Genomic DNA, 14217 nt, shown 5'->3' with positions numbered 1-14217 from the left:
CCAGATAGTTTTTTACTTGTATCTAACGTATAATCAACATTATTAGGATAGTATCTACCTTCATCTAAACAAAAATAAATATGTTGATCATCATCTGTTAAGGTATATAATCTTGAAGGCATCAAATTTAAATTATTTAAATGAACATCCGGATTATCTTTCAAATTAATATCAAGTCTAACCTTTTTTTTGGCTCATCTGGTAATTTACTTGCTTCAGCTTGAATATTAGACGTTGAAAAAATAATTCCTACTACTAAAAATAAGAAAATCGATATTTTTTTCATATTTATTCCTATTTTATTTATAAATTTAATTATATTGTAATATAAAACACAAGGTATACCTTATCATCCTATGATATTTTTTATTCTATGTTACGATAAATTCTTTTTGTTATTTTCACTTGCTATATCTTTTTGTAAATCCTTGATAAAATCCTTTGTATCAATCATACTTGCCCTATTTTCAATCGTTGCACCTTTATTTATACCACCTAATCCTGTATTAACCATCTTTCCCCATCCTTTTAATGGGTCTTTTCCTTTTGCTCGTAATTTATCATTTTTTAAACGTAGTTTCTCTGATTTTAATAATTTTTTATCTGACATGGGCATAACCTCATTTCGTTTTAATCGTTATATCATAATTAAATATACCAATCTTTGTTTATTAAAGTCCATGATAGGACATCTCTATACATTTTGACTATCTCTAACAACCATTTTTCCCTCTACGCTTTCAATTATCCAGATATCTTTAAATGATACAGTCTGAATTTCACCACCCGGTAGCACGCCGTTTTCTTCAAAATAGTCTATCAACATTTCCTCAAACAATCCTTTTTTAAAGCATTATGTTGTGTGGCACGAGTTACTTTTACCTTATCTATCTGAATATTTGTGACGATATTTTGTTTATTTAACCGTTTATATTCTGCTAGTTTTTGCTGAAAATCTTCATATAATGTGACATCTCTTTGATCGTTTCCTTATGTCATATCGCCATAAGACCAAGCAAGTTGAATAGCTCTAAATAGTGATTTGTATTTCCATCATTCTAAGTCGTCTACATCTATATAAGTATTTTCCTTTAAAGATGAGCTGCTAATAATGTATCAAACGTACTATCCTCAAATGATTCCCACGAAGCATGATTAATGTTAACCGTTAGTTGAACGAGTCCTTCTCCGTTTATCTCAATCCTCTCAAATCCTGGTCTATTTCTATTATGTCATGATGCAATGTTCCAATATAAGTTGACTGTTTCCCCTTACCAAATAAAAGGGTGATACCTTTTGCAATAGGTGGATGACGCACCTTCCAATGACGTTACTTAACACCTAATTTAAAAAAAGAAAAACCTACCTATAAAGATAAGTTTTCTTAGATGTTATATAAACATATCTATGACCTCGACAACCTCTAACCAGGTCAATATGTCACATTGCTCGATTTTTTCCAAATGACGTTTGGTAAAATCAATCGATCTCAACTGATGAGTCACAATCTCACCTTCTACTTGTTGTGGTTGCTTAATCGTCACATAGGTAGAAAAGTCTCTATTTGTTGACGTGATGGGGCACACCAAACAAAAACCCGTATGCTGATTAAACTCATCGCGACTCACAACTAAAGCTGGTCGACGTTTTTTAATTTCTTTACCTTTTGATGGATCAAAGTCCATCCAAACAATATCTTTCTGTTTTGGCGTATCCATTTAGTGTTCGTTCCCTTTAGACATCATAATATCCCACTCGGCATCTTCTTGTACCACAGAATCTCTAAATCCTGCCCAATCATCTGCATGTTTAAAAATGTCTTCTTTTTTAGGTTTTAAAATATAGGCCTCTCCAACTTTAGTAATAGTAAACGTATCTCCTACTTCTGGAGAAATATCTTTAGGAAAAATAGCACCAACAGAATTGCCAATTTTTCGAGCGACTGTTTCCATGATTTTCATCTCCTAATGGTTTGTTAAACTAAGTATAACTAAATTTAACAATCGTGTCAAAGATAAGTCATTAACACAAAAATACCGACTAGTGTTAGCTAGTCGGTAAAGATGTATCATTAAAATTTTAAGAATGATAAGGTTAAGTTTTATTTTTCTACTTTAAAATCAAATTCTGTTTTTGCTTGATAAGTTGGATGTGTTTGTAAAAAGTTGGAAATAAGCTCGGTCATATCAACTGTCACTTCTTTGATGATTTTTGACGCATCAAACATTGCGTAATTTCCGCCACCTACTGCACGATATTGATTAATGACAATATCTAGTGAATCATCCATCTTGATTGGTTTGCCTTTGTAACTCAGTTCAACAACACGTTTACCAACCGGATTTGATACGATAACTTTATACCCAACACCACTATACATATCATAGTTGTAATGCTCGGTTTTAGGATATAAAAATTTGTCACTCACGACAATTTCGTCATCCTCATTAAGAGCAAAATACTCAGCACTTTGTTCAAGGGCATCTTTCAAATCTTGCCCTGAAACAGTAAGCACAGCTAAAGTATTTGGATAAATATAGTTTGTCACAATATCACGCATGGTCACATCAGACTGGAATCCTTTACTGTCATTATCAAACAGTGCTGTTCCAGAGATATCAACGCCAGTCGCATCCATCTGCACGTCTTGAATGAATTCAATGTAGGCATGCCCATTGATTCGAACACTCATCGGATCAGTAATCGTCATATCTCCATCTATGTGTCCAAGTGGTTGATCCAACCAATCTTCGACAGTATCTAAGACTGGCTTAAATGTATCGGCAATGTCTTTATCGGCATCATAGTCAGACATTGATAATAACTCAGCTGCTGAGTCAGTCACTTGTTTATGATCATCTAATATCAAGGTCATTTTTCCAACATGCTTGGCTTTGTCCCCTGGTTGGGTAACAGGTGTGTCGTTGACTTTTTCTGCCATCACTCGGTGTTGATGACCAGTAACAAACGCATCAATTCCCTCAACTTGGGTCACGATATCATAGCCTTCGTTTTCCCCTGTTAAGTTTTCAGTTGCTTCACCAGTCTGCAAATCTTTTTCAAACCCACCATGATAACTCACAATGACAATATCAGCTTCTCCTTTAAGTTTCGGAACATATTTTTTTGCTGTTTCAAGTGCCGATAAAAAAGTTAAGCCTTTAATTGTTTCAGGTTGTTCCCAATTTGGAATATAGGGTGTTGTCAGTCCTAACACCGCAATTTTCAACCCATCTTTTTCAAGAATCACATAGGCCTGCCCTGTTAGTGGCTCATTTTTATCATTTAAAATATTCGCACAAACGATTGGGTAGTTCAGTTGACTCACTGTATCAAGTAAGTACTCAACCCCATAATTAAACTCATGGTTACCAAGAACACCCACATCATAGCCAACTGAATTCATGATATCAGCGACTTGTTTACTATTCTTTTGTTTCGACAGATAGTAACTCATCGGTGAGCCTTGTAAAAAGTCGCCATTGTCGATTAATACAACAGTCCCATCTTGTTTAGCCTGTTCATCTTTAATGGCTGTAACAGCTTTTGATAACCCAAATGACAAATCTTGATTGACTGCTCTAAAATCTGTCGGGTATAAATAACCATGTGTATCACTGGTAGAAAGAATTGTTATCTTATCCATTGACTAATTTTCCTCTCAAATAATTTGATACGACTTCAACAATTAAGATTAACACGATTAATCCAATTAAAATTGAGCCAACTTGATTCCAACGATATGAGTTCATCGCAAAAATAAGCGGCGCTCCAATACCTCCAGCTCCTACTAAACCAAGAATAGTTGCATCACGTAAGTTCATATCAAAACGATAGATAGTAATTGAGGTAAAGTTAGCAATTAATTGTGGGATAATCCCAAAACGAATTTTTTCAAATGTTGTACAGCCAAATGAGTCCATTGATTCTAAAATACCTGTATCAATTTCTTCAATAACATCTACATATAATTTTGATACCATTCCAATCGAGGTAAGAGACATAGTCATCACACCGGCAAATGGACCAGGTCCAGTCACACGGATAAACATTAACCCATAGACTAATGCTGGAATCGTTCTAATGACAACTACAAAAGCTCTCATGAATAGATAAACTGGTTTTGGCATAATACTTGGTGCCATTAAAAAAGCGATAGGAATCGATAAAATCGCCCCAAAAATCGTTCCTAAAAAGGCAATACAAATTGTTTCAAATAGCAAGTAAGGGACACCTTGTTTTGTGCCGTTAAATAATAGATTGGTATCTGGTTGAACAATCCCTTTAAGGATGTTTGCAGCGATTTTGCCGCCACCTTCGTCCATCGCGTTAAAATTTAACGCTGACAATGACCAGATAAACGCCCCAAGCAAGACAGCTACTAAAATAACGTATTGCTTTGTCTTATTTGGTTCTTTGTTTAATTCAGTTAAAATACGTTGATTCATATATGTCTTCCTTTTCTATTGTAATTTTTTGCGGAAATATTCACTGATTGTTTCGATGATGCCAACAGTGATAACTAAGACCACTAAAATCGTCCCAACATTTCCATAATCACGCCAACCCAATTGTTCATTCAACAAGATACCTAACCCACCGGCTCCAACATACCCTAAAATGGAGGCATATCGTAAGTTTCCTTCGAAGTTAAATAAAGATGTCGATAGATAAGATGGTAAAATAGCTGGAATCACACTATAACGAAAGGCTTGCAAACGTGTTAGCCCCATTGATTCTAGTGCTTCAAATGTCGACATATCCAGTGATTCGATTTGTTCGTACGTTAATTTACCAACATAAGAGATAGTAAAAATAAAAATAGCAACAGTTCCTGCCATTGTTCCTAAACCAAATACAAAGGTTGCGATTAATGCAATAACAATCGTTGGTAATGTTCGTAAGAAACTTAAAATCAATTTGAATAATGACGAAACAAAGCGGTTTTTTACAATATTATTAGAAGCCAATATAGCAAATGGAACAGCTAATAATGCCCCAATAAGTGACCCTAAGAGTGACATTTTAATCGTGTCAAACAGTGGTGTCCAAACTTTACTTAAAAAGTCCATTTTAGGTGGAAACATAGCTTTTAGCATCACAAAAAACTGATCGCCACGAGTTAGTAATTGCGTGAAGTTAAATTGTGTTACTTGTATAGAGATGTACATGAAAATAAGAACCAATAACACAATGAGCGGAGTGTAAGATGCTTTTTGAACGACTTGTTTTCCATTCGGCAAAGTGATCGTTTTTTTACGCATGGTTACTCTCCTTTCTTATCCCCATCATAAATGGTTGATAACACATCTTCTGTCACGTCTTTTGATGGACCATCATACACGATTTGTCCTTGTCTAATTCCAATCACTCGATCAGCATATTCTAATGCCAAATCAACATGGTGAATATTAATTAATACGGAAATATTTAAATCTTTGTTAATGCGTTTAAAATCATCCATGACCGTTTTTGCTGTGACAGGATCAAGAGCGGCAACTGGCTCATCGGCTAATATCACTTCAGGATGACTGGCGAGTGTTCTAGCTAAGGCCACACGTTGTTGTTGCCCACCAGATAGTTGATCCACTCTGACAAACGCTTTGTCTAAAATTCCAACGTTATCAAGAGACTCTAAAGCTGTCACTTTGACGTCTTCTGGAAAAATACCAAACACACGTCTCCACCAAGGAAGTTCTGGAACAGACGAAATCATGACATTTTTTAATACAGTTGCACGAGTAATCAAATTAAATGATTGGAAAATCATTCCAATTTGACGACGAAACGCTCTAATTTCTTTTCCTTTAATTTTGCCAACGTTTGTCTCATTAACCATCAATGTTCCTTCTGTAATGTCATGCATACGGTTGACGCAACGAATTAAGGTTGATTTACCTGCTCCTGATAGTCCGATGATTGCAACAAACTCACCTTGTTCAATTTCTAAATCAATATCTTTTAATCCCACATAACCATTTGGATAAACCATTTGGACATTATCAAACTTTATCATCTTAAAATCCTTTCTAAAAACAAACTGCCATCATCAAAAGAGATGATCGCAGTTTGACGTGTCGTTTTTCTTAAATTTATTTAGCGTCTTGAACTAATTTTTGTGCTTTTCGTTCATTATCATAGTCTTTAGGATTTGCTTCGACATAGCCTTCATGACTGTAGATACCGATAACTTTTTTACCTTCATCTGTTTTAGCGATGTTGATAAATGATTTTTGTAACGCTTTTTTCAAATCATCTGTCATTGTTTTTGAGTTTTTACTTACTGAGATAGTATCGTTATAAATCGCTGGTGTTACACCAATAACGTTTGTTTCATCCCAGATAGATTTGTCGCGGCCAAACTCTTTTTTCCAGTTTTCTTCATTGTCACGACGAGCATCAGCATAAGTTAATACCACATCAACTTGACCTGAAGCTAAACGAGCAAAGGCACTACCGTAAGAATCTGATTGAACGATATTTTTTAAATCAGTGATTTTTTTGTCGTAGTTTTCGTTTAACCATAGACTTGGGTAAATATATCCAGCTGGAGAAGATGAACTCATCACACTCCATGAAAGGTTATTTAAATCATCCCATGATACTTTTTCACCTTTATTTACTTTATCAGCAACTGCTTGGCCTTTTGAAGATGGTCCAGCAATCATTAACGCACGGTAAGAATCAACTTGCTTGTCAGTTGGCTCAGTTGGTTTATTTTCATTCCAAACTTTTGCTTCGTCTGAGTCGATTGACAATCCAGAACGTGTTGCAGTTAAGATAGGTTCTGCCCCTTGATCATATAATACATATGTACCACCTGGAATAAATCCAATGTCAAGTGTACCTGAATCTAGTGACTCACCAACAGCTTCAAAGTTAGTTCCAACAGTGATATCGATTTTTTTAACATCGTATCCTTGTTCTTTTAACTCTTTTTGCATTAATTCTTTCAGAGGTTCTGTTGCTGAAACAATTTCCTCTGGATCTCTTGATGGGACAAAACCAACTGATAATGTTTCAATGGTTTTGTCATCCTTACCTTTACTTGATTCGCTACCTTTATCTTTAGCAGAATCGCTACCACATGCGCCTAAAGTTGCTACCAATGCAACTAGACCTGTATACTTCACAACTTTTTTAAACAACACTCGTTCCTCCTTTTAATCGTCTGTATTCACATACTTGAACACTCTTAAATTATAGCATTTAACAATATAAAAGCAATTACATTTACAAAAAAATGTCTTAAAAACGAATATTTTACCTTACTTTTACATTAAATTAACGGTAAAGGAAGATTAAAAAAACAAGTGCAAAAATGCACTTGTTTTTTATTTTTGTAATTCGATTTTAATACAGCGATTCATGATAACATCTGTTATCCCGCTATCATATAAAAGGTCAGCTGCTTCATCATTTTCTATTCCTAGTTGTGCCCAAAAAACGGGTGCACCTGATTTTAAGAAATCTTTCGCCACATCAACTAATGCTGAACTTGGTCTAAAGACATCGACAATATCAATTGGTTGATCAACTGATTCAATAGAAGGATAGACTTTTTCACCTAAAATCGTTTTCCCTTCTTTCATTGGATTAACTGGAATAATCTTATATCCAGCATTTTGCATGACTTCTGCTACACGGTAACTTGTTTTTTCAGGATTATCACTTAGACCAACAACTGCGATAGTCTTTGCATTAGTTAAAATCTCTTTTACTTTTTTGTCGCCTAAATCTTTATATGCCATATTAATGACCTCCCTATTTTATAGGTCAATTATAACAAAATTTACCATTTACTTCCTTTAAAGTGCCTCTCTCAATTGTTCACCCGTATATTTCATGGTAAAATAATGACTGACCTTAAGGAGGATACAACGTGAAAACTATTTCGTTATTTATATTAGCCTACTTGTTAGGCTCGATACAATCAGGGGTTTGGATTGGCAAGATTTTTTATCATAAAGATATTAGAGAATTTGGTAGTGGTAATACTGGGACAACCAATACTTTCCGTGTATTAGGAAAACGAGCTGGAACAGCCGTATTATTTATGGATATCCTAAAAGGAACGGTAGCAACTTGTTTACCAATGTGGTTTGGTTTATCAATTGATCCATTGTGGTTTGGTGTCGCCGCGATATTGGGACATACTTTTCCAATATTTGGACACTTTAAAGGTGGTAAAGCTGTGGCGACAAGCGCTGGGATGTTACTAGCCTATTCACCGACTTTTTTCATCTATTCAGCTAGTTTGTTTATCATCTTTTTATTTTTAACTAGTACAGTTAGTTTATCAAGCATGATTAGTGCGATTATTATTACCATTTCTACTATAGTATTACCAATTTACGCACCATTTATTTTAGCTAAACAAAACTGGTTATTAACCACACTTGCTGTGGCGATTACATTATTTATTATTATTCGTCACCGCGATAATATCAAGCGAATCAAAGCAGGGACAGAAAGCAAAGTAAATTTTGGTTTAAGAAAAACAAAAAACCGTTAGACTCCATGGTTAGTCTAACGGTTTTACATTTTCTATAAAAATGTAATTATGCTTCTTTAGTCATAACGTCTTTTCCATCATAATGACCACATGAAGGGCACACATGATGAGATTTTCTCATTTCACCACAGTTACTGCAAGCTGTTAAACCTGGTGCAGACAATTTGTAATGAGTACGACGTCTATTTTTACGAGCTTTTGACGTTTTTCTTTTTGGTACTGCCATTTAGATACACCTCCCTACTAACTTAAATACGTGACAAGTCACATATATTCCAATCCTACTACTCATCTTCCTTGAAAAAGTCAGATAATTTAGCAAGACGAGGATCAATGGTTGATGCTGCTTCAGTTTCGTGTTCTACCTTAATATCATCTTCTGAAACAACTTGCCAAAAGTCACCTTTTGGTAATTCTGTTGATTGCTTTTCTTCTTCTGTTAAGACTTGTAATGGTAAATTTAATAGGATAAAATCTTCAATTGCTTCTGTTAAATCAATCAAATCTTTTTCCAAAATAATTATCAAGTTTTTATCATCTTCTGGTACATCTTTCAATGCATCATACTGTTTTGGTGTCATGTATTCTTCATCAATCAGAAGATTTAATGGCAATTCCACAGGTTCTAACGAACGAGATGATGGAACAGTAAGAATGGTTTCCATCGTCATATGAGCATAATAACCTATCTCATCGACTTCTAAAAACCCATTGACTTTAATTGGAGAAATATCAATAATAGATGGTTCTCTTTTCTTTAAAGAGGCTGATAAATCAATTGTTTCTAAGAAATCAACTTGACTTCCTCTAAACTTATTTAATTCGGACAATGCCCACTTCATTCTATCACTCCTTAAGCAACAAAAATAATTATACTAGTCTGTAATTCCTTTGTCAATCAGTTTTTAATAACATCATAGGGTTTACTTTAATTATCCAATCGGCGGTTTTCACCAATCATGGTGATTTGCTTTGAAAGATACTTAATTCGCTCCATAATACGTTTTGCTTTCAATGGTTCATCGTCTCCCTTTTGTGAAAAACGAAGGTGTTCTTCCTCTAACTGTTTCATATCTAAGTTAGAAGAAAAAAAGGTTGGTAGTTTTTCTTGCATACGGTATTGTAAAATAACTCCCAATACATCATCTCGTATCCAGGCACTCATAGAATCAGCCCCGATATCATCCAGCATCAGGATGGGTGTTTTTTTTACGGTATCAATTTTTGATGCGACGCTGTCATCTTTAATGGATTGCTTCATCTCCACACAAAAGGTTGGAAAATGGATAATGGTCGTTCGAATCCCTTTTGTTGCTAATCCATTTGCAATAGCTCCTAACAAATAAGTCTTTCCTACGCCAAATGTACCATACAAGTATAGTCCTTGATGAAATTCTTTGGGGTTTTCATAGTAATCATTCATAAACATTATGGCTTCACTCAATGCTTCTTTTCTCTCAGCCGTAATATTAAACTGATCTAATGAGGCGTCTTTTATGTCTTTTGGCATAGAAATGGCTTGTACGCGATTGCGAATGGTCTCATACTCTTTTTTCTTCAATAGTTCTTCAGTCGGAACATAGGTAACATCAATAAAATGATGATTTAAAAATAGTTTTGGCTCGTATCCTGGGGCAATCATACTGGCGTCATTGGTAAGAAATTTTTCTTTTTCTTTGACAAACTCATATAGTTTAGCTGAACTTTTTAAAATATCATCATCGGTCAACTGATCACGATGCTCTGCAATAAACGTTTGAACATCTTGATCTTTTTGCACAATTTCCATTAGTTTAACTAGACGGTCTTGGATATTTTGGTTATTAACGGTTCGATTCAGTTGTTGATTAATATGTTTCATGATGACTCACCACCTTGATTAAATTTCTTTAATTGTTGCTCTAACAGAGATAATTCTTCTCCTGAAAGAGGCGTTTCTTTTCGACTGTCATCTGTCGCCCAGTCTGGTAATGTTTCTTTTCTCGTTGGTTTTGTCGAGTAGTTTCGACGATAATTCTTGCTTGTTGCTTTCTTAGTCGATTCTTGTTTGAAGTTTTTCACTTGTTTTAAAGCTTCAGATGCTTTAAACACTTTATTTTGTGCCCAATTATTCGCAATCGTATTCACCATATTTTGATTAAGTGATGGATTGTTTAACACGACCAATGAATAATGAATTAACATATTAATCACTTCATCCGGCAAGTTAGATTGAGCTTTTAAATTTTCAATCGTCCAACGTTCATTTTGCGCGACAAATCCATTTTTTTGTTCTTTAATGGCTTTTAAAAAAATAAGGGGGGCAATTCTTTCACACGATGTAATCACGGCAATCTCTTCTGGAGAAAATCCTTGATGTTTCAAATCATTTTTATGACGTTCAATTGCTTGATCTTGTTCTTTAAGCGTTAATGGTGTCACTTGATTGTTTTTTACATTCAATGCTGTCGATTTAGCTTGATGATATTTTTTATAAATATGACGTTTAAATTCTGTCACATCAATTTTGTTTGTGACATAGTCTAAACAATATTTGACATGACTCACCATCTCTAGTTCATTTATGCCATATAAGCCATGAATTGTGTAAACAAGTGGTTTAAATTCATTGGTTAAAAAGGTTTGATCAATGTTTAAACCAGACAAGTTATCTACGAAAAATTCCCAATCAAATGTTTCACTTTCTAGCGTGGGTTTAACAGATGTTGGCATTTGCTTCATGATTTGATTTGTTTGTTCAATTAATTTATTAGATGGGATTAATCGCTCAGAACTTAACTGGAACGTATCAGTATACTTATTCGTAATATCGCTATAATCTGATAAATCAGGTTGATCAGGTTGAAACATGTCAACTAATAATTGAAATCGTTGTTCTCCCACCCTGTCTAATAATAATAGACTCAAGACATCATCAGCTAAAAAAATATGCGGTGGTAAAACATTTGCTAATAGATAGATATAATGATACCCCTCATCTTTTTTTCTAACATAAGTTTTTAATAGACCTATAGCTTCTAACTTGATACGTGATTGATATAATTCCTGAAGCCCATTATTTATTATATCTTGTAACACAAAATGAGCGGTTGGTTTCTTAAATACCGATACATTGCTTAATAAGTTATGATATAGCATTAAAGCATTCCCACCAATGATTGGTTGATACAGTAGGTTCAAAACACGTGTATCTTCTCCATTTAACAGGCAATAACCATGAACTTCAAATGTATCTTTAGGCTTTAAATGGGTCTGTGTGTTCATCACCTAATACTCACTTCACTTTCTAATCATGTTTTTCTTTATCAATAATTTCTTGTAACTCTTTCAAAAAGACACTCATATCTTTAAACTGGCGATAGACACTGGCAAAACGAATATAGGCAATCTCATCAAGATTGACTAATTCTTCCATGACATATTCTCCAATTAGATTCGTCGATACTTCATTATCTCCTTTTTGTCGGACTCTATTTTCTATGCGCTCAACGACTTGTTCCATCTGATCCATTGACACTGGTCTTTTTTCAGCTGAACGGACCAAACCTCTTAGTATTTTTTCGCGATTAAACTCTTCTCTTGCCCCATTTTTCTTTATAACAAGTAAAGGAGCAACTTCAATACGCTCGAATGTGGTAAAACGAAAACCACACTTTTCACATTCTCTTCTACGACGAATAGCACGATTGTCATCTGCAGGACGACTATCTACTACTCGCGATCCATTATAGCTACATTTTGGACATTGCATTTTTTTCACCTCTTCATAAACTGTCTCAATAGACAAAATAGTAGCACTATTATAACATGTAACACCACTATTGGTATAGGCAAACTAGTTTAGACGGATTAAGCCATTATAACAAATTTTTCTCCATACTAAAAAACAAGAAATCTTTTCTAATTATTTTGTATTTAATAGTGACTATTTCCCTTTAAATAGTGACTATTTTATGACTATGTAAAAAATATGTGTTAATATCGCAAACTGTGTGACACATCGTCACTTTAGGTGTAATATAGAAACGTAAATAACTATATTAAGTGAGGTGTTCAATGTGGCAGATACTACAACTGCACAACAACAAACTGTCAAACATAAATGGTGGGCATTAGCCGTACTCGCTCTGTCTGTATCTCTAGTTGTAATAGATGGAACCATTGTTAATGTGTCTTTACCCGTCATTATGAAAGATTTAAAATTATCTTTTACAGATGCTGAATGGATTATTACGCTTTATTCTTTAATTTTCTCTTCTTTATTAATTACCATGGGACGCATTGCAGATAATTTTGGTCGAAAAAAAATGCTCATTACTGGAATCATTATTTTTTTAGTTGGCTCTATAATGGCTAGTTTTTCAAAAGATATTACCTTTATGTTAGCTGCTAGAACCATGCAAGGTATTGGAGGAGCTACGGTTTTACCAACTACCTTATCAGCTGTTAATGCACTGTTCTTTGGAAAAGATCGTATTGTCGCTTTTGCTGTATGGGGCTCAGTGATTTCTGGTATGGCAGCTATTGGACCATTGTTAGGTGGGTATTTTACCACTTATATGACATGGCACTGGATTTTCTGGATTAATTTACCAATTGGTTTATTTATTATTTTAGCGGCTTTAAAATTTTTACCTGAAACTTATGGTGAAAAGATGACGAATGGTTTTGATTTTATTGGCTTTATTTTATCAACTATTGGGTTAATTTTATTAGTATTTGGTATTATTGAAGGACGTAATTATGGTTGGTGGCACGTAAAAGGCGATCATCCCACTCTCTTTAACTTATCTATCATCCCAACCCTACTTGTTGTAGGAGCTATTTTCTTTGCTTTATTCTTAGTTTGGGAAGCACATTTAAGTAAAACAAATAAATCTCATTTACTTGATTTATCACTATTTAAATTCAAAAGTTTTTCATTGGGTAACACGATTGCAGGGATTGTGGCAATTGGGGAATCAGGTTTGTTATTCTTATTACCACTATTTTTACAAAATATTTTAACACTTAGTCCAATTAAATCAGGTGCTATTTTAGCGATGATGGGACTTGGTGCCTTTTTAGCTGGTGGAATGGCATCCTTTATTGTTGAAAAAACATCTGCTTCATTTGTTGTTTCTCTTGGATTATTCCTAGAAACACTTGGATTTTTCGGTTTCTTTAAAACCGTTGATCCAAATAATGGCTTAACTTGGATTATTGTTTGGTTAGTCGTATACGGTATCGGATTAGGTTTTGCATCTGCTCAATTAACGTCAATTGTATTAAAAGATGTGCCTCCTGCTCAATCTGGTCAAGGATCAAGTATCCAATCCACTGTTCGTCAAATTGGTTCAGCTTTAGGAATTGCGATTATTGGAACAGTATTTGGTTTACAATTACAACATGATATTCCAAATACGTTAGACAATGTTGGATTACCAACACAAGTCCAACATTCACTTGAATCAAGTGTGATTGATAGTGCAGGATCATCTATTCGTGTGTTAAAACAATCAAATCCTGAAACATTGCATTTAACAAAATCAATTCAAGCTAATATTGTTACAAAATTAGATCACAACTTTACAAATAGTGTGGTTAAAACAATCGGTATTGCCTCCATTATTATGTTTATTAGTTTTATTTTAACGTTTGGTCTTTATAAACGAAAAGATAAAGCAACAGAATAAAAAAACGAAACCACCTGAACGAAAACG

At 34.3% G+C, this 14217-nt stretch carries 17 protein-coding genes; 2 read left to right on the top strand and 15 right to left on the bottom strand.

Annotation, left to right across the window (positions count from 1 at the left end; genetic code table 11):
- Positions 1–160: 160 nt before the first annotated feature.
- From MN581_RS10055 to MN581_RS01175, 10 genes are all read right to left on the bottom strand, one after another.
- Complete coding sequence (locus MN581_RS10055; RefSeq protein WP_277756519.1) at positions 161–286, bottom strand: hypothetical protein; 126 nt, start codon at positions 284–286, stop codon at positions 161–163.
- Positions 287–376: 90 nt separating this feature from the next.
- Positions 377–610 carry a hypothetical protein gene (locus tag MN581_RS01215; protein ID WP_347247397.1) on the bottom strand — a complete coding sequence of 78 codons (234 nt, stop codon included), beginning with the start codon at positions 608–610 and terminating at the stop codon, positions 377–379.
- Positions 611–1391: 781 nt separating this feature from the next.
- Entirely contained in the window at positions 1392–1718 is a 327-nt protein-coding gene (locus MN581_RS01210; protein WP_241698994.1) for a type II toxin-antitoxin system PemK/MazF family toxin, read from the bottom strand.
- Positions 1719–1952 carry an antitoxin MazE gene (locus MN581_RS01205; protein WP_241698993.1) on the bottom strand — a complete coding sequence of 78 codons (234 nt, stop codon included), beginning with the start codon at positions 1950–1952 and terminating at the stop codon, positions 1719–1721. It lies immediately after the preceding gene.
- Between the two features lie 149 nt (positions 1953–2101).
- The gene (locus MN581_RS01200) at positions 2102–3646 is read right to left on the bottom strand and encodes a bifunctional UDP-sugar hydrolase/5'-nucleotidase (RefSeq protein WP_241698992.1); all 1545 of its coding nucleotides are present in this window, start codon (positions 3644–3646) and stop codon (positions 2102–2104) included.
- Positions 3639–4448 carry a phosphonate ABC transporter, permease protein PhnE gene (gene phnE / locus MN581_RS01195; RefSeq protein ID WP_118249641.1) on the bottom strand — a complete coding sequence of 270 codons (810 nt, stop codon included), beginning with the start codon at positions 4446–4448 and terminating at the stop codon, positions 3639–3641. Before phnE (MN581_RS01195) ends, MN581_RS01200 begins: the two co-directional genes overlap by 8 nt.
- 15 nt (positions 4449–4463) lie before the next feature.
- On the bottom strand, positions 4464–5264 hold the full coding sequence (gene phnE, locus MN581_RS01190; protein WP_117972309.1) for a phosphonate ABC transporter, permease protein PhnE: 801 nt from the start codon (positions 5262–5264) through the stop codon (positions 4464–4466).
- 2 nt (positions 5265–5266) lie between these two features.
- Complete coding sequence (gene phnC, locus MN581_RS01185) at positions 5267–6016, bottom strand: phosphonate ABC transporter ATP-binding protein (protein ID WP_117972308.1); 750 nt, start codon at positions 6014–6016, stop codon at positions 5267–5269.
- Positions 6017–6092: 76 nt separating this feature from the next.
- Positions 6093–7148 carry a PhnD/SsuA/transferrin family substrate-binding protein gene (locus MN581_RS01180; RefSeq protein WP_118249643.1) on the bottom strand — a complete coding sequence of 352 codons (1056 nt, stop codon included), beginning with the start codon at positions 7146–7148 and terminating at the stop codon, positions 6093–6095.
- A gap of 186 nt (positions 7149–7334) precedes the next feature.
- The gene (locus MN581_RS01175) at positions 7335–7751 is read right to left on the bottom strand and encodes a CoA-binding protein (RefSeq protein ID WP_117972306.1); all 417 of its coding nucleotides are present in this window, start codon (positions 7749–7751) and stop codon (positions 7335–7337) included.
- A gap of 131 nt (positions 7752–7882) precedes the next feature.
- Here MN581_RS01175 and plsY point away from each other — a divergent pair, with 131 nt between their 5' ends.
- The gene (gene plsY, locus MN581_RS01170) at positions 7883–8515 is read left to right on the top strand and encodes a glycerol-3-phosphate 1-O-acyltransferase PlsY (protein ID WP_117972305.1); all 633 of its coding nucleotides are present in this window, start codon (positions 7883–7885) and stop codon (positions 8513–8515) included.
- 46 nt (positions 8516–8561) lie between these two features.
- Here the strand turns inward: plsY and rpmF are convergent, their stop codons facing one another.
- From rpmF to nrdR, 5 genes are all read right to left on the bottom strand, one after another.
- Positions 8562–8741 carry a 50S ribosomal protein L32 gene (rpmF, locus tag MN581_RS01165; protein ID WP_071456833.1) on the bottom strand — a complete coding sequence of 60 codons (180 nt, stop codon included), beginning with the start codon at positions 8739–8741 and terminating at the stop codon, positions 8562–8564.
- Positions 8742–8799: 58 nt separating this feature from the next.
- Complete coding sequence (locus MN581_RS01160) at positions 8800–9357, bottom strand: YceD family protein (RefSeq protein WP_241698991.1); 558 nt, start codon at positions 9355–9357, stop codon at positions 8800–8802.
- An 86-nt stretch (positions 9358–9443) separates the two neighbouring features.
- Entirely contained in the window at positions 9444–10376 is a 933-nt protein-coding gene (gene dnaI, locus MN581_RS01155) for a primosomal protein DnaI (RefSeq protein WP_117972303.1), read from the bottom strand.
- Positions 10373–11779 carry a DnaD domain protein gene (locus tag MN581_RS01150; RefSeq protein WP_117972302.1) on the bottom strand — a complete coding sequence of 469 codons (1407 nt, stop codon included), beginning with the start codon at positions 11777–11779 and terminating at the stop codon, positions 10373–10375. The genes dnaI and MN581_RS01150 overlap by 4 nt, the downstream gene beginning before the upstream one ends.
- A gap of 22 nt (positions 11780–11801) precedes the next feature.
- The gene (gene nrdR / locus MN581_RS01145; protein ID WP_117972301.1) at positions 11802–12266 is read right to left on the bottom strand and encodes a transcriptional regulator NrdR; all 465 of its coding nucleotides are present in this window, start codon (positions 12264–12266) and stop codon (positions 11802–11804) included.
- Between the two features lie 307 nt (positions 12267–12573).
- On the opposite strand from nrdR, the gene MN581_RS01140 reads away from it, so the two are divergent.
- Complete coding sequence (locus MN581_RS01140; RefSeq protein WP_241698990.1) at positions 12574–14190, top strand: MFS transporter; 1617 nt, start codon at positions 12574–12576, stop codon at positions 14188–14190.
- The last annotated feature ends 27 nt before the right edge of the window (positions 14191–14217 follow it).

It is taken from the genome of Vagococcus sp. CY53-2 (assembly GCF_022604695.1).
Taxonomy (GTDB): Bacteria; Bacillota; Bacilli; order Lactobacillales; family Vagococcaceae; genus Vagococcus.
Note: the sequence above shows the minus strand (reverse complement) of the source record. Positions and strands in the feature narration are given on the sequence as shown.

Bases quoted from the DNA above. Each gene is read 5' to 3' on its own strand.
- MN581_RS01210 (WP_241698994.1), bottom strand. From the start codon at position 1,718: ATGGATACGCCAAAACAGAAAGATATTGTTTGGATGGACTTTGATCCA.
- MN581_RS01205 (WP_241698993.1), bottom strand. From the start codon at position 1,952: ATGGAAACAGTCGCTCGAAAAATTGGCAATTCTGTTGGTGCTATTTTT.
- MN581_RS01215 (WP_347247397.1), bottom strand. From the start codon at position 610: ATGTCAGATAAAAAATTATTAAAATCAGAGAAACTACGTTTAAAAAAT.
- MN581_RS01150 (WP_117972302.1), bottom strand. From the start codon at position 11,779: ATGAACACACAGACCCATTTAAAGCCTAAAGATACATTTGAAGTTCAT.
- MN581_RS01175 (WP_117972306.1), bottom strand. From the start codon at position 7,751: ATGGCATATAAAGATTTAGGCGACAAAAAAGTAAAAGAGATTTTAACT.
- MN581_RS10055 (WP_277756519.1), bottom strand. From the start codon at position 286: ATGAAAAAAATATCGATTTTCTTATTTTTAGTAGTAGGAATTATTTTT.
- rpmF (WP_071456833.1), bottom strand. From the start codon at position 8,741: ATGGCAGTACCAAAAAGAAAAACGTCAAAAGCTCGTAAAAATAGACGT.
- phnE (WP_117972309.1), bottom strand. From the start codon at position 5,264: ATGCGTAAAAAAACGATCACTTTGCCGAATGGAAAACAAGTCGTTCAA.
- nrdR (WP_117972301.1), bottom strand. From the start codon at position 12,266: ATGCAATGTCCAAAATGTAGCTATAATGGATCGCGAGTAGTAGATAGT.
- MN581_RS01200 (WP_241698992.1), bottom strand. From the start codon at position 3,646: ATGGATAAGATAACAATTCTTTCTACCAGTGATACACATGGTTATTTA.
- phnC (WP_117972308.1), bottom strand. From the start codon at position 6,016: ATGATAAAGTTTGATAATGTCCAAATGGTTTATCCAAATGGTTATGTG.
- MN581_RS01160 (WP_241698991.1), bottom strand. From the start codon at position 9,357: ATGAAGTGGGCATTGTCCGAATTAAATAAGTTTAGAGGAAGTCAAGTT.
- dnaI (WP_117972303.1), bottom strand. From the start codon at position 10,376: ATGAAACATATTAATCAACAACTGAATCGAACCGTTAATAACCAAAAT.
- phnE (WP_118249641.1), bottom strand. From the start codon at position 4,448: ATGAATCAACGTATTTTAACTGAATTAAACAAAGAACCAAATAAGACA.